Here is a 19,829-nt window from a genome sequence, read left to right on the forward strand (position 1 = left end):
CCCGTACGTCCGATCGAGGGCGAGCCTACCCGGTCGTGATGACCTCGACCACGTCGCGATGGTCGAGGACGGTGTCGGCGCCCACCTGCCTGCCGCTCCGACAGTCGATCCCGTGGAGGAAGCCGTCGCCGATGTCCGAGTGCAGCGTGTACGCGAAGTCCTCGGCGGTGGCGTAGCCGGGGAGCACGAAACAGTCCCGGAACGGGCCCTTGCTCCAGGTGCCGCTCGCGCTCCCGGGGAAGACGGCCTTCGCGTCGAGCTCGTCGAACAGCGCCGCCTCGATCACCGACTGGACACCCGTGCCGCCGTACTCGGTCACGAACTCGCGGATGGTCTCCAGCCCCTGCGCCTGCTCGTCGCTCACGTCGCCGACGATCTCGAAGTCCGCGTCGCCCTGGGTGTAGTCGACGACGCCGGCCCTGTCCGCCTTTTTCAGCGATCCCTCGGCGTGAGCGCTGGCGGGAACGACGGTGAGGTGCTCGTACTCGGGATCGGTCGTGATCTCGTCGTAGTTCTCGCGGGCCGCCGGCGTGTCCATCTTGTTCGCCGCGATCACCATCGGCTTCGTGCGCTTGCGGATCTCCCGGGCGAGGTCGAAGCGGTCCCCGTCGTCCCACGTCTCGGGGTCCAGTTCCAGATCCAGCGAGAGGACGACCTGCTTGATCTCGTCTTTGTTCGTGCGGAACGCGCTCAGCTGCTCGGCGAGGACTTCCTCGAGACCGACCTCGTCGCCGGGGTTCGGTCCCTGATACATCGACTCGAACTTCTCGATGCCCTTCTCCAGGATGTCGAGGTACCACTGGTCGAGTTCGTTCTCGAGGAAGTCGATGTCCTCGCGTGGATCGTGGCCCTCGGTGGGCTCGCCCTCGATGTCCGTCTCGCCGGAGAAGTCGACGACGTGGACGAGCACGTCCGCCTCGTTCAGATCCGAGAGGAACTGGTTGCCGAGGCCGTTCCCCTCGTGTGCGCCCGGGATGAGTCCGGCCACGTCGACCAGCTTGACGGGGACGAACCGGGTGTCGTCGCGACAGAAGCCGTGGTTGGGCTCGCACGTCTCCTTGAACTCGGGAGCCGGACAGTCGACGCCGACGTACGCCTCGCCGACGCTGGGGTCGATCGTCGTGAAGGGATATGCGCCCTCGGGTACGTCGTTCATCGTCGCGGCGTTGAAGAAGCTCGATTTCCCGACGGACGGCTTCCCGACGAGACCGATCGTGTAGCTCATTACCTCCGCTGGGCCGTCGCGACTGAAACGCGTTTCTACCGCACGGTTCCTGTGTCGTCCGTTCACACGGGTCCCGGACGGGACCGCTTCGACTGGAACCGACGATCCGGACGGCCGGTCGCTCCGCCGCCGCCCCGTTGCTGTCGCCCGATCACGCGGGACCCACGGTAGGAACTCTCTCGGAAGCCCTATACGTGAAACTGCCCTCCTTTACCTATGAACTACGCCGACGCGCTCGACAGAGCCTACGACGAGTTGCCGGACACGCCCGCCGACGCGGGCGAGCGCCTCCAGGTTCCCGACCCCGAGGGACAGACCGACGGGGCGTTCACCCGCCTGACGAACCTCTCGGACATCGCCGACGCGCTCTCGCGCGACGCCGAGCACCTCCACAGCGCCATCCAGCGCCAGCTCGGGACCAACGGGCAGTTCGAGGACGGCGTCGCCCGGTACAACGGCTCGTTCTCCATCGCCGACTTCGACGCCGCCATCGACGAGTACGTCGCCGAGTTCGTCACCTGCTCGGAGTGCGGGCTCCCCGACACCGTCCTCAAGACCGAGGACGGCGTCCGGATGCTGCGCTGTCAGGCGTGCGGGGCGTTCCGCCCGGTTCAGAAGCGCTCGTCGGCCGCCAGCCAGCGCTCGCAGGCCCCCGACATCGAGGAGGGCAAGACGTACGAGCTGGAGATCACCGGCACCGGCCGCAAGGGCGACGGCGTCGCGGAAAAAGGGGAGTTCACCATCTTCGTCTCCGGCGCGCAGGAGGGCCAGACGGTTCAGGCGTACGTCCACAACATCTCGGGCAACCTCGCGTTCGCCCGCCCGACGTAAGCGACGCCCCACGGACGCCACCGATGGCGCCGTCCCCGGCGCGTCGTCGGCTCGGTTCTCGCGTTCTTCGCGGTTCGGTCCGTCGCGGCGGTTTCAGCGCTGACAGCCGGGGCGCAACCTACTTTCCTCGCGGCGACGCCCCCGCGATATGGCGCGCCTCGACGTCTCCGACGGCTTCGACGTACACGACTATCGGAGCAAGCTGAAGCTCATTCGACAGGACGCCGGATCCATGTCGCTGACGAACCGCGAGGGACTCGGCTGTCCCGCCTGCGGCGACCCGTTCGAGCGGCTGTTCGTCAGCGACGACGAGACGGTGACGTTCGCCTCGGCGCCGGACGGCCCCATCTGTCTCGCTCGCACCGACGACCGGCTGCTCGTCATGACGCACTGAGGGCTCTCCCTCATGACGACCTGAGCCGCCGTGGCCGCCCGCGGCGACGCCCCCGCACCCTCGCTCCCTCACACCACCCGGTTTCGCATCCCCTCCGGGTCGCCCTCGGCGAGGCGTCGGTGATTCTCCACGATGATCTCGGTCCACCGCTCGGCCTTGTGCGGGGTGCTCCCGGCCATGTGCGGCGTCACGACGACGTTCGAGAGGTCCCACAGCCGTGAGTCGGCCGGCAGCGGCTCCTCCTCGAACACGTCGAGGGCGGCGCCGCGGATCAGGTGCGAGCGTAGCGCCCCGACGAGCGCCTCCTGATTGCAGACCTCGCCGCGGGCGACGTTGACGAGCACGCCCTCGTCGCCGAGGAGGCGCAGCTCGTCGCCGCCGATCAGCCCCTCGGTCTCGTCGGTGAGCGGACACGCGAGCACGAGGTAGTCGGCGGCCAGACACATCTCGTGGAGGGCGTCGGGCGACCGCGGTTCGTCGACCACGTCGGGCATCGAGTCGAGGTCGCGCTTCACGCCCCACACGTCCATCCCGAACGCGCTCGCGAGTTCGGCCACACGGGTACCGATGGCGCCGACGCCGACGATCCCGATGGTCCTGCCGCGCAACTCGCCGCCCTCGCGGCGCTCCCAGCGCGAGTCGGCCTGCTGGCGCGCGAGCGCGTGGAGGCCGCGCTCGAAGCTCAGCAGGTAGCCGAGCACCTGTTCGCCGATCGGTTCGGCGTGGACGCCCGCGGAGTTCGTGAGCGCGATCCCGCTGTCGGCGAGTTCGTCGACCGGGAGGTAGTCGACGCCCGAAGAGAGCGCCTGCACCCACCGCAGGGAGTCGGCGCGGTCGAGCAGGTTCTCGGGGAGTCGACCGACGACGACCCCGTCGGCGTCGGCGGCGTGCTCGTCGGTCTCGGCGGGCGTCGCCGCGGCGACGACGCGGTCGGCCGGGATCCCGGCGTCGACGAGGCGGTCGCGGAGGTCGGCGCCGCGGTCGGGGCCGACGGTGTGGGCAAGCAGGAGCGTCGGCGAGTCGATGGACTCGTCGGTCATATCGACCGCCTCTCCCGGTCGCGAGAAAAGGTCCGCGGTGACGTCCGCCTACTCCTCGGGCTCGAAGTCGAGCGCGACGGAGTTGATACAGAAGCGCTCGCCCGTCGGCTCCGGTCCGTCCTGGAAGACGTGGCCCAAGTGGCCGTCGCAGGTGGCGCACTTCACCTCGACGCGGGACATCCCGTGGCGGGTGTCGTCCTCCAGCGTCACCCGCTCCTCGTCGGCGGCGTAGAAGCTGGGCCACCCGCAGCCGGAGTCGTACTTCGTCTCGGACTCGAAGATCACGGTGCCACAGCCCGCGCACTTGTAGACGCCGTCGTCGTTCCGGTCGACGTGCTCGCCGGAGAAGCGCGCCTCCGTGCCGCGCTCGCGGAGGATCTCGTACTCCTCCTCGGTGAGTCGCTCGCGCCACTCCTCGTCGCTGTCGGGGACTTCCTCGGGCTCGGGGGTCGCGTCGGCTGAGTCGCTCATACCGGAGGAAGGGCGTCGAGACCCATGAACCCACGGTCGACTACTCCGGGAACAGCTCCTCCTCGCGCTCGATCCCGTCGATCCGCTCGTGGTCCTCGGCATCGAGGTCGAGATCCGTCGCCGCGAGGTTCGCGCGCAGGTGACGCTCGCTCGATGCCTTCGGGATCGTGACGACGCCCTCCTTGTGAGTGAGCCAGGCGATGCTCACCGCTTCCGGCGTCGCGTCGTGTTTCTCGGCGACCGCGCGCACCGCCTCGATCTCCCGGACGCGACCGCCGGCGAGCGGCGAGTACGCGACCAGCGGGTAGCCGTGATCGACCGCGTGCTCGCGGAGCGCGGGACGCCAAAACAGGGGGTGATACTCGGTCTGGTGGGCCGCGAGCGGGGCGTCGAGCAGGTCGATCGCCGCGTCGAGATCGTCGCGTTCGAAGTTCGAGACGCCGACGTGGCCGACGCGACCGTCGTCGACCAGTTCGTCGAACGCCGCCAGCGTGCCGGCGGCTTCGTACCCACCTCTCGGTCGGTGAACGTACAGGAGGTCCACCGCGTCGAGGCCGAGCCGGTCCAGACTGACCTCCGTCGAGGGACGAACGTTCTCGGGCGCGAGGCGGTCGATCCACGTCTTCGTCGCGACGGTCACGTCCTCGCGGGCGACGACGCCCGCCTCGACGGCCGCGGCGAGCCCTGCGCCGACGGTCGATTCGTTCTCGTACACCTGTGCGGTGTCGAGATGCCGGTACCCCACGTCGAGCGCCGTCCGGACCGCGGCGGCGCCCTCGTCGCCGTCGAGGCCCATCGTCCCGAGGCCGACGGGCGGGAGATCGAGATCCGTGTTCACACGCGACGATCGAGGGGCGGCGGGAAAGCGCCGACGGTTAGGGGAAGGCGTCGACGATCAGGTACAGATCGCCTGGAGGTCCGCGAGCCCGTCGATGTCGTACGTCGGTGTCACCGAGAGGGTCCAATCCTTGCGGTGTGGGCGACGGATGAACGCCGAGTCGATGCCGGCGTTGTCGGCCGCCTCGATGTCGGACTCGTTGTCGCCGACGAACAGCGCCGTCTCGGCGTCCAGATCCGCGAGCGCGCGGTCGATGTAGTGGCTGTTGGGCTTCTTGCGCCGGAGGCTCTCGACGGTCGGCTCGCGACCGTAGGCGGTGTCGAAGAGGTCGGCGACCCCGAAGTGATCGAGCAGGAACTCCACCGTCTCGTGTTGGTTCGAGGAGACGATGCCCATCGGCGTCGAGAGGTCACGTAACACGTCGATGTCGTCGTACAGGCGCTTGTTGCCCTCGCGGACCTCGCGCCGCTGGGCCTCGAACGCCGTCCGGTCGCGCATCGCCCAGAACTCCCGCGGCGTGAGGTCGTAGGTGTCGCACACCTCCTCGACCTGCCCGGGCGAGACGCCGACGACCATCGACTCGACGTGTTCGGGGTCGGGATCGGCCACCGAGAGCGCCTCGAATGCGTCCCAGGCGGCCTCGTGGAGCACGTCGTAGTGGGTGCGCCCCACGAGCACCCCGTCGTTGTCGAAGACGATCGCGTCGTACATGGCGGTACTGGCGCGCCATCCCGCATAAGGGTTTCACCCGGTGGCCGGACGCGGATCCGACGAGTTCATCGCTCGTCGAACCGGGTACCGACGCTCGCCGACCCGGTCGTTCCCCGACCGCCCGCAAGCGATACGGAGCCGGCGTCCCTGAACACAGTGATGGCACATCTCGGCATCGTCGGCGCCGGCCTCGCGGGCGCCGGCGCGGCGTACGCGCTTCGGTCGACCGATCACGACGTGACGATCCTGGAGAAGTCCCGCGGCGTCGGCGGACGGGCGGCGACGCGGCGGCGCGACGGCTGTCGGTACGACCACGGCGCCAACTACGTGAAACTCCCCGACGAACGAACTGGCGACCTGATCCGCGATCTCGGGGAGGACGGCCTCGTCGACATCGAGGAGCCGGTGTGGACGTTCGGCGCCGACGGCGAGATCACCCCCGGCGACGGCGACGACGAGCACAAGTACATCTGGGAGACGGGGATCACCCAGTTCGCCAAGCGGCTGCTCGCCGAGACCGACACCGAGGTGCGCAAGACGACGCGCGCGGAGTCGATCGTCCGGGACGGGGGCGCCGCCGGGCGCGACGGGGGCGGCGGCTCGGACGGGACTGTCGAGACGGACGGCGATGCCGGGAGCACCTGGACGGTCACGGACACCGACGGCGACGATCACGGCCCGTTCGACGCGCTGTTGCTCACCCCGCCGGCCCCCCAGACCGCCGACCTGCTCGCGGCGACGGAGTGGTCGGACGACGGCGGCACGCTGGCGGACCTGCACGCGGCCGTCGCGGCGACCGAGTTCCGCACGGTGCGGACGCTCGTGTTGCACTACCCGTTCGAACTCGACGTGCCGTGGTACGGGCTCGTCGACGTGGACAAGGCCCACGATGTCGGCTGGCTCTCGCGCGAGGAGTGTAAGCGCGGGCACGTCCCCGACGGCGAGGGCCTGCTGATCGTACAGATGAGCCCGGAGTGGTCGAGCGAGCACTACGACGACCCGCTCGAGGAGGCGGCCGACGCGGCAGCGGCGCTCGCGGCCGATCTCGTCGGCGACGACCGGCTCACGGAGCCGGATTGGGTCGACGATCAGGGCTGGCGCTACGCGCTCCCGAACGAGGAACTCGACGGCGACGGCGCCGCCGAGGCGGTCGCCGCCGCCGAGGACGCGGGGTTGTTCCTCGCCGGCGACTGGGTCGCCGGCCGCGGCCGCGTCGCCGAGGCGCTGTGGAACGGGGTCGGCGCCGGCGAGTCGATCGCCGAGCGACTGTAAGGAGCTCCGGCCTGTGTCGATCGCGGGCCACCCGCTATCGAGGACAGCGTCCGTATTGTCCGCTGTCGAAACCGACACGTCGTCGTCGGCCGAATCGCGATCAGAGACCCGATGTCGGACGACGCCACTCCCGAGCGTTCGGATCGTGACCCCTCCGTCACGGTCGAGTCCGGTGCACGCCTGCACTTCGGCTTCGCTAACCTCTCGCTGGCGCACGAGCGGCTCTACGGCGCTGTCGGCGTCGCCCTCGACGCGCCCCGTGTGCGGCTGCGCGTCGCGCCCGCCGACGCCGTCGAGACGGACCACGATGCCGTCCGCGGCTACGCCGAACGGGCGTGCGACCTCCTCTGCGTCGACGGCGCCCGTGTCGCCGTCGAGGCGGAGCTCCCGCGTCACATGGGGCTGGGAAGCGGAACCCAGCTCGCGCTCGCGACGCTCGCAGGCGTCGCCGGAGCGCACGGGCGCGACCCGGCGGTGCGCGAACGCGCGCCCGCGCTTGGACGGGGCGGTCGCTCGGGGGTGGGCGTCGCGACGTTCGAGGACGGCGGCTTCGTCCTCGACGCCGGTCACCCGACCGGTCGGTTCACCACCGACCGTCCCGCCGACGGCGACTGGCACGTTCCCGCGGTCGCGGCGCGTCACCGGGTGCCCGACGACTGGCGCTTCCTCCTCGTCGTCCCCGACGCCGACCCCGGCCGCGCCGGCGACGCCGAGGACTCCGCCATCCGACGCGCGGTCGAGGACGCCGACCCCGCCGTCGCCGACCGCGTCGCCGGCGCGATCCAGCGCCGCCTGCTCCCCGCGATCGCGGAGGGATCGGCCGAGCGCTTCGGCGCCGCCGTCGAGGAGATCGGCCGACTCAACGGCGCGTGGTTCGCCGACGAGCAGGGCGGCGTCTACCGCCCGCCGGTGGGCGACATCGTGGCCGAGGTGGGCGACGACCCGGCCGTCTACGGCGCCGGCCAGTCTTCCTGGGGCCCGGCTGTCTACGGCGTCACCGACGCCGACCGCGCCGACGCCGCACACGAGGCCGGGGTCGACGCGCTCGCAGCTGCCGGCGTCGACGGGGACGTTCGGGTCGTGGGGCCGCGGAATCGCGGCGCCGGGCTCGGCGCCGAGCGGCACAACGCCTAAGCGCGCGCCCGAGCGAGAGGAGGCATGGACCGGATCCCGTTCGGCGTCGCCCAGCTCGACTCGGTGCTGGGCGGCGGCGCCCCCGAGGGCAGCGTCGTGCTCATCGCCGGGGAGTCCGGCGCCGGCGCCCGGGAGTTCATCTACACGAGCGCCGCGATGAACGCGCTCTCCCGTGTCGACGAGGAGACGTTCGACCTCTACTACGGCGACCTCGACGACGCGGCGACGGTTCCGCCGGAGGTCCACTACCTCTCGTTCACCACCGACGCCGACTACCTCGAGCGCGAACTGCGCTACACGATGGCCGACGAGATCGTCGACGCCGCCGTCGACGGGATCGACTTCGTCGACCTCTCGCCGGAGTACTTCCAGCTGTCGTCCATCCCCCGCGAGTGGTACATGGGCGCCACCAGCACCATCCACGATCTGGGGAGGGGGGCCGGCAACCGCGACGGCGTCCTCTCGGCGTTCGGCGAGTACCTGACGGACAACGCCGCCGACAGCCTCGTCGTGATCGACTCGATCACCGACCTCATCGGCGCCTCCGGCGGCGAGGTCGAGTGGGAGGACGTGTCGATGCTCGTTCGCGGGCTCGCGAAGGCGGTCCACTCGTGGGGCGGGCTGCTGCTCGCGCTCGTCAACACCGACACGATCACCGACCGACAGCTCGGCCAGCTCGTCGACGGCAGCAGCGGGACGCTTCAGTTCAGCTGGGAGTCCGGCGGCTCGAAGCGCGCGCGGACGATGGTCGTCCGGGAGTTCCGGGGCGTGCTCTCCCAACTCGAATCGGAGAACATCGTCCGGTTCGAGACGGAGATCCACGACGGCGGGCTCGACATCAGCGACGTGCGGAAGATCCGCTGATCGGAACCGGACTCTGCACGGCGGCCATCCCCGAAACTCGAGAGTCCTGACCCGGTACCACCCGCGATAGCCGGGCCGGTACTATTTAGCTACACACTGACTACATGGTGGTAGATGGATGGAGAGCAGATCGAGGAGCTGCCGGAGGTCCTCCGCGACTGGGTGGCGGCCCGCGCCGAGGAGACGGGCCGATCGCGCGAGGATGTGCTGGCTCGGGCGGTCACGCTCGCGCGGCTGCTCGACGAGCACGGCGACGACCTGCCGGACCCGGCCTCTGTCGGTTCGGAGGCGACCGATCGCGAGGATATCGCCGCCCGGGTCGCCGACCTGAACGCCCGCGTCGACGAACTGGACGGGGAGCTCGACGAGAAGATCGAGGACGTCCGCCAGCGGGTGGTTCAGGTCAAACGCGAGACCGACGCGAAGGCCGACGCCGACCACGATCACCCGACGATCCGCGAGGCGGCCGAGTCGGTCGAGGACCTGACCGCGGACGTCGACGCGCTTCGCGCGGACCTCTCCGAGCTGGAGGAGACGTTCGAAACCGGGTTCGCGAACTACGAGGAGGTGCTGGAGTACCTCACGGACACCGCCGACGAACACGACGAGAAGCTCTCCCGGGTCGCGGCCGTACTCTCCGACGTCCGATCCCGCGTCTCGACGCTCGAATCCCGCGAGGCGCGCCGGCTCGCGGCCGCCGACCTCAAGCGGGAGGCCAACCGACTCGGGATCGCGACGGCCGACTGCGACGGCTGCGGCGGGACGGTTCGGCTCGGGCTGTTGCCGAGCCCGGAGTGCCCCCACTGCGGGAGCACGTTCGAGACGGTCGAGCCCAGCTCGGGCTTCTTCGGGTCGCCGTCGCTCACGGTCGGCTCGCGTCCCGCGCTGGAAGGCGAAACGATCGACGAACGGGAGTCGCAGGCGATCTTCGAGGAGGAGTAGATGGCCGACGATCCCGACGCCGACGGCGACGCTTCCGACGGGACGGACGCCGACACGGCTGAGTCGCCGCGCGTGCGGAATCCGTTCTCCCGGACCGACACGACGGACGACGATCGGGACTTGGCCGACGGCCGCGAGGCGGGCGACGCAAGCGAGATGGCCGACGTGGGCGACGCGGACGACGAGGCCGCCGACCGTCCCGGCGACGCCCCGCTGGGCGATCTCGCCGGGCGTGTCGGCGAGCGCGTCCGGGATCGCGACATGCGCGACGACCACGACCCGTTCGAGGAGGTCGACGTCGGCGACATCGACACCGATAAACTGTGGGAATCGCTCGGCGCCGGGGAGGCCGACCCGTCGGAGGCGGACGGCATCGGACAGTACGACCCGCCCGAGGCCGCGGCCCGGCGCGTCGAGGAGCCCGAATCACGCGATACCCGTTCCGAACACGTGATCGACAAGCGGGAGTACTGCCAGCGCTGTCCGTACCTCTCGGCGCCGCCGGACGTGGCGTGCGGCCACGAGGACACCGACATCCTCGAGGTGGTCGACGCCCAGCGCTTCCGCGTCCGCGGGTGCCCGATCGTAACCGCCGACGGCAAGCCGAACTTCGCCGCCGGCGACGACCCGAACTCGGACACTGCGGCGGCCGGGACGGCAGTGTCGACTGAAACGGCCGAGGCTCCCGAGCCGACCGGGTCCCCCGCGGATTCGTCGACCGACGACGCGTAAGCCATACCGGTGCGGACCGGGTACGATCGGCCATGCAGTTTTGCGACGAGTGCGGTTCGATGATGCGCACCGATGACGGCGTGATGGTGTGTTCCGGCTGCGGCGCCACCGCCGACCGCGACGAGGAGCGCGCCGCCGAGTTCGTCTCCACCGAGGCCCAGACTCACGACGACGTGATCGAAACCGAGGAGGGCGCGAACTTCGAGGGGAAGCCCACCTCCGACGACGTGATCTGCGACGAGTGCGGCCACACCGTCGCGTGGTACACGATCAAACAGACCGGCGCCGCCGACGAGCCGCCGACGCGCTTCTTCAAGTGCACGGAGTGCGGCTACCGCTGGCGGGAGTACAACTGACGACGGGCTTTTGTCGCCGTCGTGAGAGAGCCGGATACATCGGATATGGCTCTCCGCGGTCGTCGTCAACGTCGCCGTCGGCTACCCTGAGGGCGATGTCGCCCCCGACACGGACGGGTCACAGCGTGTCGAGTAGCCACTCTCCCACGGCGTCGCCCACCTTCCCCGCCTGTCCGACGAAGAAGTGGTCGGCGGAGAACTCCCGGAGGTCGATGTCGAGTTCCCGCGCGCGCTCGACCACCGGTTCCCAGTCGGCGGTGTCGTCGCGGGTCGCGTACACCACCTGCGCGGGACAGTCGATGTCGTCCATCGCCGCCACGGCGTCGAGGTCGGACGCGAGCCGTGCGGTCGGCGCCAGCGCCGAGACGGCGTCGGCGTCGCCCTCCGCTCCGACCAGAAGCGCCAGACACCCGCCGAAGCTGAATCCGAACAGGCCGACGCGGCCGTAGCGCTCGCGCGCCCACGCGACAGCGTTGCGCGCGTCGGCGCGCTCGCCGTACCCCTCGTCCCAGTCGCCGTAGTCGAAGCGGAGGCAGTCGACGCCGCCGGCGGTCAGGACCGCCGAGACCGCCCGGAGGCGCTCGTCGCCGCGGTGGCCGCGGTGCTGCGGGTGGGGCGGGCACGCGACGACGCAGGCGTCGGCCCGGGCGTGGCTGGGATCCCCCGTATCGCCCGCGCGGTCGAGCGAGCCCCGAACGTCGCGGCCGCCGGGAACGAGTACGTCGGTCACGCGGTCGACTCCGGTCGCTCGGCTGAAAACGGTAGCGGGTGGACTGCTCGCGCGGGTGAGATTTATACGGCCAGTTCACTTACTTCGGGCCATGGGAATCCTCTCTCGCGCCTCCTACGTCGTCCGCTCGAAGCTCAACTCGATCCTCAACCGGGCGGAGGACCCCTCGGAGTCGCTCGACTACAGCTACGAGCAGATGCGCGACGAGCTTCAGGACGTGAAACAGGGCATCGCGGACCTCACCACCCAGAAGAAGCGCCTGGAGATCCAGAAGCGCCGGCTGGAGGAGAACGTCGAAAAGCACAACGAACAGGCGCGGGAGGCGGTCCAGCAGGACCGCGACGACCTCGCGCGCAAGGCGCTGGAGAAGAAGAAGTCGAAGATGACCCAGATCGAGGACCTGGAGACGCAGATCGCCGAGCTCCAGAACACCCAGGACCAACTCGTCGACAAGAAGGACGAGCTCCAGGGGCGCATCGAGGAGTTCCGTACGAAGAAGGAGACGATGAAGGCGCGCTACGAGGCCGCGGAGGCCTCGACCCGCGTCTCGGAGGCGATGTCGGGCGTCGGCGACGAGATGGGCGACGTGGCTCGCTCGATCGAGCGGGCCGAGGAGCGTACCGAGGAGATGGAGGCGCGCTCGCAGGCGATGGACGAACTGCAGGACACCGGCGCGTTCGACGACGCGCTCTCCGACGAGGACGAGATCGATCGGGAGCTCAGCTCCGGCCGCACGGACCGCGAGGTCGACGCCGAACTGGAGACGCTGCGGGCGGAAATGGGGAAGGGCTCGGCCGACGACGGCGGCGACGTCGACGCCGACGCGGCCGACGCCGCGACGGAGTCCGACGACCTCGTCGACGAGGAGGTCGAAGCCGAGCTGGAGGAGCTCCAACAGGAGGACGACGCCGACGCCTCGAATTGACATCCTCCCCGCGCTGACGGGCGAGGCGTTCTCGTTGAACTTCCGTCCCGACGGTCGTTCCCCCGCCGCACCTTCGTTCTAGCCCCGTTCTCGCCGTTCACTCCAGCCGGCGTCGACACGCTGTCCATGGCTCCGTTCATCCTCCGGGAAGGGACGAGTGTCGGAGGTCGAGCGGGACGACTGAGCCGCCGACGCGGGCGGCCCGGCACCGACAGACGAAAGTCACCCCGGGCGGAAGGGCCGGTATGAGCGATCTCGACGCGGAGGTACAGACAGCCAGCGACGTCGGCGGCGACGGGCCGCCGGTGGAGGAGAAGCCGTACAAGATAATTTTCGAGGCTAACGCCTGTTTCGGCGCGGGCAAGTGCGCGGAGGTCGCGGACAACTGGGAGATGGACATCACCAGCGGCATGGCGAAGCCGAAGTCGTACTACGTCGGCGACGACGAACTCGAGGAGAACCTTCGCGCGGCGGCGGTGTGTCCCGCGAAGAAGGACGTCGGCTGTATCCACGTCGTCGACCGCCGCACCGACGAGGAACTGGCGCCGGATCCGCACGGCGACGGAACGCTGAGCGTCGACTGGTGAGGACGCTCAGTCGTTCAGGCTGACGGTTTCCTGCCCGGCCAGTCGCGGGTTGATCCCGGAGACTGTGTGGGGACGGAAGCCCTCGACGGTGTCCCGAACGCCGAAGCTGTTCTTGAGGTTGTACGCGGGCAGGTGAGCCCGGTCCTCCAGTATCGTCGTCGTCGCCTCGGTGTACAGCCGCTTGCGTTCCTCACGGTCGGCCGACTGCCGGGCTTGCGTCAGCTTGTCGGCGACCTCCTCGTTGCGGTAGTAACAGCCGTTGGTCTCGCTTTCCACCTCGGGGTGGAACATGTAGTAGAGGTAGCCGTCGGGGTCGAACTCGTCGACCCAGCCGAGCGTGTACATGTTGTAGTCGTCCTCGTTACCGGTGGCGTACTTGTCGAGGAACGCCCCCCAGTCCAGCCGCTGGACCTCGACGTTGCTCCAGCCGGCCTCCTGAAGGCCGTTACCGACCGAGATGCCGATCTGTTCGCGCTTGTCGTCCGGCGGGACGATGATCTTCCAGGAGTAATCTTTGGAGACGCCGGCCTCCTCCAACAGCTGTGCGGCCATGTCGACGTCCTTGTCGTGGGAGATATCCGCCCAGTCGTCGGTCGGGAACTCCCAGGCGTCGGTGACCGTCTCGGGCATCGGCGCGGTCAGGCGCGTGCCAGCCGGCTCGATGTAGTTCTGGACGGCCTGGTCCATCGAGACCGCGTAGTCGATCGCCTCTCGGACCTTCGGGTCCGAGGTGGGGCCCTCGTTGCAGTTGAACGCGAGGTAGTAGTAGCCCAGTCCCTGCCGTTCTGCCACGGAGGAGCCCTCCTGGCTCTTCACGGTCGAGTACAGCTTCGGCGGCACCGTCTGGACGATGTCGAACTCGCCGTTCTTCAGCGTCGTGACCCGCGTCGTCGGCTCCTCGACGGGGCTGAAGACCGCGCCCTCGAGGCTCGGCGCGTCCCCGTGGTACTCCTCCCAGCGCTCCATGACGACCTCGTCGCCCTCGGTGGCCGACTCCAGCGTGAACGGTCCGGAGCCGACGGGGTCCCGGTTGAACGACTCCTTATTCTCCTCGCGGTACGCCTTCGGCACCGGCGCCCACGCGAGCTTGTGGCGGAACGGCCCGAAGGGGAACTTCAGGTCGAACTGGACCGTCCGGTCGTCGACGACGGTGATGGAGTCGATCATCGTGAACTCCGACCCGTTGTTGGTCTCCTCGCGTCCCGGCGCGAGGAAGGAGTACTTCACGTCCTCGGCGGTGATCGGCTCGCCGTTGTGGAACGCGATATCCTCGCGGAGTTCGACGACGTACCGCGTCGCGTCGTCGTTGACTTCCGGCTCGCCGGCGGCGAGCTGCGGAACGAGCTCGGTCCCCTCGCCGTACGTGTAGAGGTTGTCGAAGACCTGTCCGACGACCTGCAGCGAGGGAACGTCGTTGGCCTTCAGCGGGTCGAAGTCCAGCGGCGACTTCGTCTGCGCGAAGTTGAGCGTCCCGCCGGCGGTCGTCGCGGTGGTCGATTCACCGTCGCTCGTCTCGCCCGTGTCCGTTTCGGACTCGTCGCCTCCCGACCCGCCAGTGCAGCCGGCGAGGCCGACCGCGCTCGCGGTGCCGGCGCCGGCGAGGACTCGGCGTCGTGTGATCGCGTCCAGCGTTTCGTCTGTGTTGTCGCTCACGACGACAAGAGCGTCTCTGAACACGTATTTATCCATCGTTTGACGAAAATGTGACTTCTACTTTGGAAGTGGCTGTAACGTCTCTCGGGCGACCGAAATCCACTTCCACCGCCCGGCGAAACGACGACTCGCGCGAGGGTGGCTGAGCTTGGCCAAAGGCGGCGGACTTAAGATCCGCTCCCTCAGGGGTTCGAGGGTTCAAATCCCTTCCCTCGCATGAGTGGGGCCGAAGGCCCCCGAACCGTTCCGGAAGGGTTTGAAGTAGACCGGTCGCGCGCAGCGCAGCGAGCACGTCCGGACGTGGTTCAAATCCCTTCCCTCGCAGTCGCGAGAAGCACAGCGACGAGTGACGAGAATGGGTCCGTGACGGCCGTCGCAAGCCCGTCCGTCTCGCCGGCCGTCGGTTCGGCGTCCGTGTCGAACTGGCGGTGTAGCACGTCCGGATCCCCCTCGGCTCTCCTCTCTTCTTCCAGCGACCGCGGAACGACCCCAAGCGGTTTCCGTTTCTAATGAGATATAATTACCATGATCCCGGCGGACAGGCTGTCGCGTCCGGACGCGATCCTCGCGGTCATCGGCGTGAGTCTGTTCACGGCCGTACTCGCGACGACCGCGTTCGGCGTGCCGTTTCGGGTGACAGCGCTCGCGGCTTCGGTGGTCGGCGGCCTCGCCATCGCCGACGGCGTGTTCCGCGATCCGCCGACCGACGGGTGACTACCTGCACTGACGGTCGCGGTGGTGAGCCGACAGCCCTCGAGCGCGACACCGGTTCGCAGTCACACAGCGGCCGCTCGAAGGTGTGAAACGTGGGAGGAACGCGCGCCGGTGAAAAGAGCGGCGCGCGTTCCGCCCTGAATTGGTCCCCGCTGACGCTTCGGCCCTCCAGACGAAGCGTCACCTGGGTCAAGCAGGTGCGAGTACTTAACCATGTTGGCGACGGCTGTACCGTCCCTAACCGAAAGCGGTGAGCGTGCGGCGCGTACGCCCCAGCGCCGACGGCCTCGATCGTTTCTCCCAGCGTACGATCCAATTCAGCTCACTGCCGTGCGGGATGTGACGGGGCGAGCCGTGACCCGCCGCCGAGGAGTCGTTCGCGGAGGGTCTCTCCCGCCGTCGGCTCCGCGAGGAGATCTCGCGCGCGCAGCTCCGGCACGAGGAGATCGACCACGTCGTCGAGGCTCCCGGTGCGAAGCACCTCCTTCACGTTGAACCCGTCGACGCCCACCTCCTCGTGCCAGTACTGCAGTTCGTCGGTCACCTGTTCGGGCGTGCCGACCACGACCGGGGAAGTGGTTCCGAGGCCGGAGAACTGCGCGACCTCGCGGACGGTCCACTCCCGATCCGGGTCGGACTTGGTAAAGGCGTTCATCGTCCCCTGGATCGCGTCGGTCTCGATGTGCTCGATCCGCTGATCCGGATCGAGCTCGGAGAGGTCCATGTCGAGGAAGCCCGACAACAGCGCGAGCGTCGCCTCCACGTCGACGGTCTCCAGCAGGCGCTCGTACTTCGCTTCGGCGGCCTCCTCCGTCTCGGCGACGACCGGCACGACCCCCGGGAAGAACGCGAGGTCGTCGGGATCCCTGCCGAGGTCGGCGGCCCGCTCGCGCAGGTCGTCCATGTACTCACGGACGCCGTGCTCGGTGGGCTGCGAGCAGAACACCGCCTCGGCGTTGGCGGCGGCGAAGTCGCGTCCGCGGTCGGAGGAGCCCGCTTGGAAGATCACCGGCGAACGCTGCGGCGACGGCTCGCAGCCGTGCGGGCCGGGCACGTCGAAGAACTCTCCCTCGTGGTCGATCTCGTGGACCTTCGCCGGGTCGCTGAAGACGCCCGACTCCCGGTCGCGGACGACGGCGTCGTCCTCCCACGAGTCCTCCCATAGCGCGTAGCAGACGTTCATGAACTCGTCGGCGCGGTCGTACCGTGTCCCCTTGTCCATGCGCTCGTCGAGGCCGAGGTTCGCCGCCGCCGACTCCAGATACGAGGTGACGACGTTGAACGCGACGCGGCCGTCGGTGAGGTGATCGAGCGTGGAGAACTCCCGCGCGAGCTGGTACGGGTGGGTGTAGGTGGTCGACTTCGTGACCGCGAACCCGAGCGAGTCGGTCACCTCGGCCATCGCGGGCACGAGGTAGCCGGGGTCGTTCGAGGGGGTCTGGACGGCGTGCTCGATGGCCGTCTCGCGGTCGCCGCCGTACACGTCGTAGATGCCGCGCACGTCGGCGAAGAAGACTGCCGCGAAGCCGCCCCGTTCGGCGGTTCTCGCTACGTCGGTCCAGTACTCCCTGTCTTTGTACTCGCCGGAGCGGTCCGCCGGGTGGGTCCACGACCCGGGGGAGACGTGCTCCACGGAGTTCATCGTGAAGAGGTTGAGATGGATGCCGTCGCTCATTGATCTGCGTGTGTGGTCGTGGGGTGGTAAACGGGGTGGAGTCGGCCGAGTGTGCCTGTATTCGGATCGTTCAGTGGTGGTGGGGGTCTGGTCGTTGTTGTTGTGGGTGTGGTATAGCGGATGGTCCAGCAGTGGATACGACCGCGAAAGCACCCTTTCAGTCCCGCCCACCGCAACCGCGACCTCACCCTCCCCAGCCGACTCACTCAGGCTTCGGAAGACTCGCTTCGCTCGTCTTCCGTGTTCTCGTTCGCTCCGCTCACGAGAACTTCGCCCTCGTTCGTCCCTCGCACGCGTCCGGCGGACACGGAGGTCCGCCGGCGCGCGCCACCACGTTTCGCGCGCACCGGGCAAACGATCCCGATGCTCAGTCTGTCCGACCGCAGGTGGGACTGAAAGGGGCCGGGCGGCTGCGGGAAGGCGCGGCGGGCGCACCGACCGCAGCCGCTCGAGGGATTTCGCGGCCGCCACCACGCCTGTGGCCGCCGCTGTCCCGTTCTCTGCGAGGGATACGACGCATCCACAGAATCCGGCCGATCCGACCGCGTGGGTCCGATTTATCACCCGCGGTCGCACATCTGCGTTCATGTACGACCGCGTCGCTGTCCTCGCTCACGAGAAGTTTCCGGACCGCTCGAAGACCGCCAACGGGATCATCCGCTACGCCGACTACGAGGTCGCCGGGGTCCTCGACCGCGACCGCGCCGGCGAGCACGTCGCCGATCACCTGCCGGACGTGCCCGATGCACCGATCGTCGAGTCGTTCGCCGACGTGCCCGGCGACGTGGACGCGCTGATCGTCGGAATCGCGCCCATCGGCGGCGGCTTCGACGAGTCGTGGCGTCCGGACGTGCGCGCGGCCATCGAGGCCGGCTGCGACGTGATATCGGGCCTTCACTACTTCCTCAACGACGACGACGAGTTCGCCGAACTCGCGGCCGAACACGGCGTCGACCTCCGGGACGTCCGGAGGCCCCACGACGACCTCACCGTCGCAGGGGGACGCTCTGACGAGGTGAGCGCGGACGTGGTCCTGACCGTCGGGACCGACTGCTCGGTCGGCAAGATGACCGCGACGATGGAGATCGTCGAGGCCGCCCGCGAGGCCGGGATCGACGCCTGTGCGATCCCGACCGGCCAGACCGGGATCATGATCGAGGGGTGGGGCAACCCCGTCGATCGCGTCGTCTCGGACTTCACCGCCGGCGCCGTCGAGGAGATGATCCTCGAGAAGGGCGACGAGCACGACTTGCTCGTCGTCGAGGGCCAGGGAAGCATCGTCCACCCCGCCTACTCGGCGGTCACCTGCGGCATCCTCCACGGCGCGATGGCCGACGAACTGGTTCTGTGTCACGCCGCCGGGCGCGAGGCGATCCACGGCTACGAGGACACTGCACTCCCGCCGATCGAGGAGTACGTCGACCTCTACGAGTCGCTTTCGGCGCCCGTCCACGAAAGCGAGGTCGTCGCCGGCGCGCTCAACACCGCCGACCTCGCGGACGATACCGCCGCCCGGGACGCGGTCGACGAGTTCGCCGACGCGATCGACGCGCCCGCGACGGACCTCATCCGGTTCGGCGCCGAGGCGGTCGTGGAGGCGATCCGATGACGTCGTCCCCCTCGCTCTCTGCCTCCTTCGAGCGCGTCTCGCTCCCGCTGGAACACGACTTCACCATCTCCCGGGGGACCACCACCGCAGCCGAGAACGTGCTCGTCCGCATCGAGGACGAGGATGGCATGATCGGCGTCGGCGCGGCCGCCCCCTCGGCCCACTACGGCGAGACCGCGGACACGGTCGTCGCGGTGCTGCCGGACCTGCTCGCCGAGGTCGAGACCGTCGGCGACCCCCACGCCATCGCGGAGATCGAGGAGCGCATGGAGGCGGTCGTCGCCGACAACCCCGCCGCCAGGTGTGCGGTGAGCATCGCGCTCCACGATCTGGCGGCGAAACGGCTCGGCGCTCCACTGTACCGTCTGTGGGGGCTGAACTCGGCGGACACGCCGGACACGTCCTACACCATCGGGATCGACGACACCGACGTGATGCGCGAGAAGACGGCGACCGCCGTCGAGACGGGCCACTCGACGCTCAAGCTAAAACTCGGCACCGACCGCGACCGCGAAGTCGTGGAGGCGGTCCGTGAGGAGGCGCCCGACGCGACCCTCCGCGTCGACGCCAACGAGGCGTGGACGCCCCGCGAGACCGCCCGCAAGAGCGAGTGGCTCGCGGATCTGGGCGTCGAGTTCATCGAGCAGCCGATCCCCGCGAGCGACCCGGCGGGGCTGAAGGACGCCTTCGAGCGCTCGGTCCTCCCGATCGCCGCGGATGAGTCGTGCGTCACGCTCGCGGACATCCCGCAGATCGCGGACCGGTGCGACATCGCGAACCTGAAGCTGATGAAATGTGGCGGCCTGCTGGAGGCCAAACGGATGATCCACGCGGCCCGTGCGCACGGGCTCGAAGTCATGCTCGGCTGCATGGTCGAGTCGAACGCCGCCATCGCCGCCGGCTGTCACCTCGGGCCGTTGCTCGACTACGCCGACCTCGACGGGAGTCTGTTGCTCGCGGACGGCGCGGACCCGTTCGATGGCGTGCCGATGCCGGAGGGGCGGATCGATCTGGCGGCGGTCGACCGGCCCGGGACGGGTGCGGTCGAATGAGTGAGCGCCCGACGGGAGCGAAGCGAGAGCGAGCGATCGAACTGACTGGCTCCGTGTAGCGCAGTCGCGTGCCG

General features: G+C 69.2%; 21 protein-coding genes and 1 tRNA gene. 14 read left to right on the forward strand and 8 right to left on the reverse strand.

Features of this window, described 5'->3' with window-relative positions:
- Positions 1–25 precede the first annotated feature (25 nt).
- The gene (locus K6T25_RS09075) at positions 26–1,225 is read right to left on the reverse strand and encodes a redox-regulated ATPase YchF (protein ID WP_222913379.1); all 1,200 of its coding nucleotides are present in this window, start codon (positions 1,223–1,225) and stop codon (positions 26–28) included.
- A 216-nt stretch (positions 1,226–1,441) separates the two neighbouring features.
- On the opposite strand from K6T25_RS09075, the gene K6T25_RS09080 reads away from it, so the two are divergent.
- Positions 1,442–2,056 carry a translation initiation factor IF-2 subunit beta gene (locus tag K6T25_RS09080; RefSeq protein ID WP_222913381.1) on the forward strand — a complete coding sequence of 205 codons (615 nt, stop codon included), beginning with the start codon at positions 1,442–1,444 and terminating at the stop codon, positions 2,054–2,056.
- 148 nt (positions 2,057–2,204) lie between these two features.
- Positions 2,205–2,450 carry a DUF7385 family protein gene (locus K6T25_RS09085; protein WP_222913383.1) on the forward strand — a complete coding sequence of 82 codons (246 nt, stop codon included), beginning with the start codon at positions 2,205–2,207 and terminating at the stop codon, positions 2,448–2,450.
- A gap of 68 nt (positions 2,451–2,518) precedes the next feature.
- On the opposite strand, the gene K6T25_RS09090 is transcribed toward K6T25_RS09085, so the two are convergent.
- The 4 genes from K6T25_RS09090 to K6T25_RS09105 form a co-directional block, all read right to left on the reverse strand.
- Positions 2,519–3,490, reverse strand: coding sequence for a D-2-hydroxyacid dehydrogenase (locus K6T25_RS09090; RefSeq protein ID WP_222913385.1), 972 nt, complete (start codon positions 3,488–3,490; stop codon positions 2,519–2,521).
- 48 nt (positions 3,491–3,538) lie between these two features.
- Complete coding sequence (gene msrB / locus K6T25_RS09095; RefSeq protein ID WP_222913387.1) at positions 3,539–3,961, reverse strand: peptide-methionine (R)-S-oxide reductase MsrB; 423 nt, start codon at positions 3,959–3,961, stop codon at positions 3,539–3,541.
- A 40-nt stretch (positions 3,962–4,001) separates the two neighbouring features.
- Entirely contained in the window at positions 4,002–4,757 is a 756-nt protein-coding gene (locus K6T25_RS09100; protein ID WP_222917967.1) for an aldo/keto reductase, read from the reverse strand.
- Between the two features lie 99 nt (positions 4,758–4,856).
- On the reverse strand, positions 4,857–5,510 hold the full coding sequence (locus K6T25_RS09105) for an HAD family hydrolase (protein WP_222913389.1): 654 nt from the start codon (positions 5,508–5,510) through the stop codon (positions 4,857–4,859).
- A 159-nt stretch (positions 5,511–5,669) separates the two neighbouring features.
- Here K6T25_RS09105 and K6T25_RS09110 point away from each other — a divergent pair, with 159 nt between their 5' ends.
- From K6T25_RS09110 to K6T25_RS09135, 6 genes are all read left to right on the forward strand, one after another.
- Positions 5,670–6,782: an NAD(P)/FAD-dependent oxidoreductase gene (locus K6T25_RS09110; protein ID WP_425600864.1), complete on the forward strand. Its 1,113-nt coding sequence runs from the start codon at positions 5,670–5,672 to the stop codon at positions 6,780–6,782.
- 111 nt (positions 6,783–6,893) lie between these two features.
- Positions 6,894–7,916 carry a beta-ribofuranosylaminobenzene 5'-phosphate synthase family protein gene (locus K6T25_RS09115; RefSeq protein WP_222913394.1) on the forward strand — a complete coding sequence of 341 codons (1,023 nt, stop codon included), beginning with the start codon at positions 6,894–6,896 and terminating at the stop codon, positions 7,914–7,916.
- A gap of 24 nt (positions 7,917–7,940) precedes the next feature.
- A complete protein-coding gene (locus K6T25_RS09120) occupies positions 7,941–8,780 on the forward strand; it encodes an RAD55 family ATPase (RefSeq protein ID WP_222913396.1) in 840 nt (279 codons plus the stop codon).
- 114 nt (positions 8,781–8,894) lie between these two features.
- Positions 8,895–9,722, forward strand: coding sequence for a CopG family transcriptional regulator (locus K6T25_RS09125; RefSeq protein WP_222913398.1), 828 nt, complete (start codon positions 8,895–8,897; stop codon positions 9,720–9,722).
- Positions 9,723–10,454, forward strand: coding sequence for a DUF8135 domain-containing protein (locus tag K6T25_RS09130; protein ID WP_222913400.1), 732 nt, complete (start codon positions 9,723–9,725; stop codon positions 10,452–10,454).
- Positions 10,455–10,486: 32 nt separating this feature from the next.
- Positions 10,487–10,810 (forward strand): transcription factor S, encoded by a 324-nt coding sequence (locus tag K6T25_RS09135; protein ID WP_222913402.1) that lies wholly within the window; start codon positions 10,487–10,489, stop codon positions 10,808–10,810.
- A 118-nt stretch (positions 10,811–10,928) separates the two neighbouring features.
- Here K6T25_RS09135 and K6T25_RS09140 read toward each other — a convergent pair whose 3' ends face one another.
- Positions 10,929–11,540 carry a dienelactone hydrolase family protein gene (locus K6T25_RS09140; protein ID WP_222913404.1) on the reverse strand — a complete coding sequence of 204 codons (612 nt, stop codon included), beginning with the start codon at positions 11,538–11,540 and terminating at the stop codon, positions 10,929–10,931.
- A gap of 91 nt (positions 11,541–11,631) precedes the next feature.
- Here K6T25_RS09140 and K6T25_RS09145 point away from each other — a divergent pair, with 91 nt between their 5' ends.
- Positions 11,632–12,465: a PspA/IM30 family protein gene (locus K6T25_RS09145; RefSeq protein WP_222913406.1), complete on the forward strand. Its 834-nt coding sequence runs from the start codon at positions 11,632–11,634 to the stop codon at positions 12,463–12,465.
- 245 nt (positions 12,466–12,710) lie between these two features.
- Positions 12,711–13,052 carry a ferredoxin gene (locus K6T25_RS09150; protein ID WP_222913408.1) on the forward strand — a complete coding sequence of 114 codons (342 nt, stop codon included), beginning with the start codon at positions 12,711–12,713 and terminating at the stop codon, positions 13,050–13,052.
- Positions 13,053–13,058: 6 nt separating this feature from the next.
- On the opposite strand, the gene K6T25_RS09155 is transcribed toward K6T25_RS09150, so the two are convergent.
- Complete coding sequence (locus K6T25_RS09155; RefSeq protein WP_225917723.1) at positions 13,059–14,705, reverse strand: ABC transporter substrate-binding protein; 1,647 nt, start codon at positions 14,703–14,705, stop codon at positions 13,059–13,061.
- Positions 14,706–14,837: 132 nt separating this feature from the next.
- On the opposite strand from K6T25_RS09155, the gene K6T25_RS09160 reads away from it, so the two are divergent.
- Both K6T25_RS09160 and K6T25_RS09165 read left to right on the forward strand, forming a co-directional pair.
- A tRNA-Leu gene (locus tag K6T25_RS09160) sits at positions 14,838–14,922 on the forward strand.
- Positions 14,923–15,230: 308 nt separating this feature from the next.
- A complete protein-coding gene (locus K6T25_RS09165) occupies positions 15,231–15,419 on the forward strand; it encodes a DUF8015 family protein (protein WP_222913412.1) in 189 nt (62 codons plus the stop codon).
- Between the two features lie 322 nt (positions 15,420–15,741).
- On the opposite strand, the gene K6T25_RS09170 is transcribed toward K6T25_RS09165, so the two are convergent.
- Positions 15,742–17,094: an LLM class flavin-dependent oxidoreductase gene (locus K6T25_RS09170; protein WP_222913414.1), complete on the reverse strand. Its 1,353-nt coding sequence runs from the start codon at positions 17,092–17,094 to the stop codon at positions 15,742–15,744.
- A gap of 586 nt (positions 17,095–17,680) precedes the next feature.
- Between K6T25_RS09170 and K6T25_RS09175 the strand changes: the two genes are divergently transcribed.
- Together K6T25_RS09175 and K6T25_RS09180 are read left to right on the forward strand one after the other, a co-directional pair.
- The gene (locus K6T25_RS09175) at positions 17,681–18,703 is read left to right on the forward strand and encodes an N-acetyltransferase DgcN family protein (protein WP_222913416.1); all 1,023 of its coding nucleotides are present in this window, start codon (positions 17,681–17,683) and stop codon (positions 18,701–18,703) included.
- Positions 18,700–19,755: a dipeptide epimerase gene (locus K6T25_RS09180; protein WP_222913418.1), complete on the forward strand. Its 1,056-nt coding sequence runs from the start codon at positions 18,700–18,702 to the stop codon at positions 19,753–19,755. Before K6T25_RS09175 ends, K6T25_RS09180 begins: the two co-directional genes overlap by 4 nt.
- Positions 19,756–19,829 lie beyond the last annotated feature (74 nt).

Source organism: Halobaculum rubrum, assembly GCF_019880225.1.
Taxonomy (GTDB): Archaea; Halobacteriota; Halobacteria; order Halobacteriales; family Haloferacaceae; genus Halobaculum; species Halobaculum rubrum.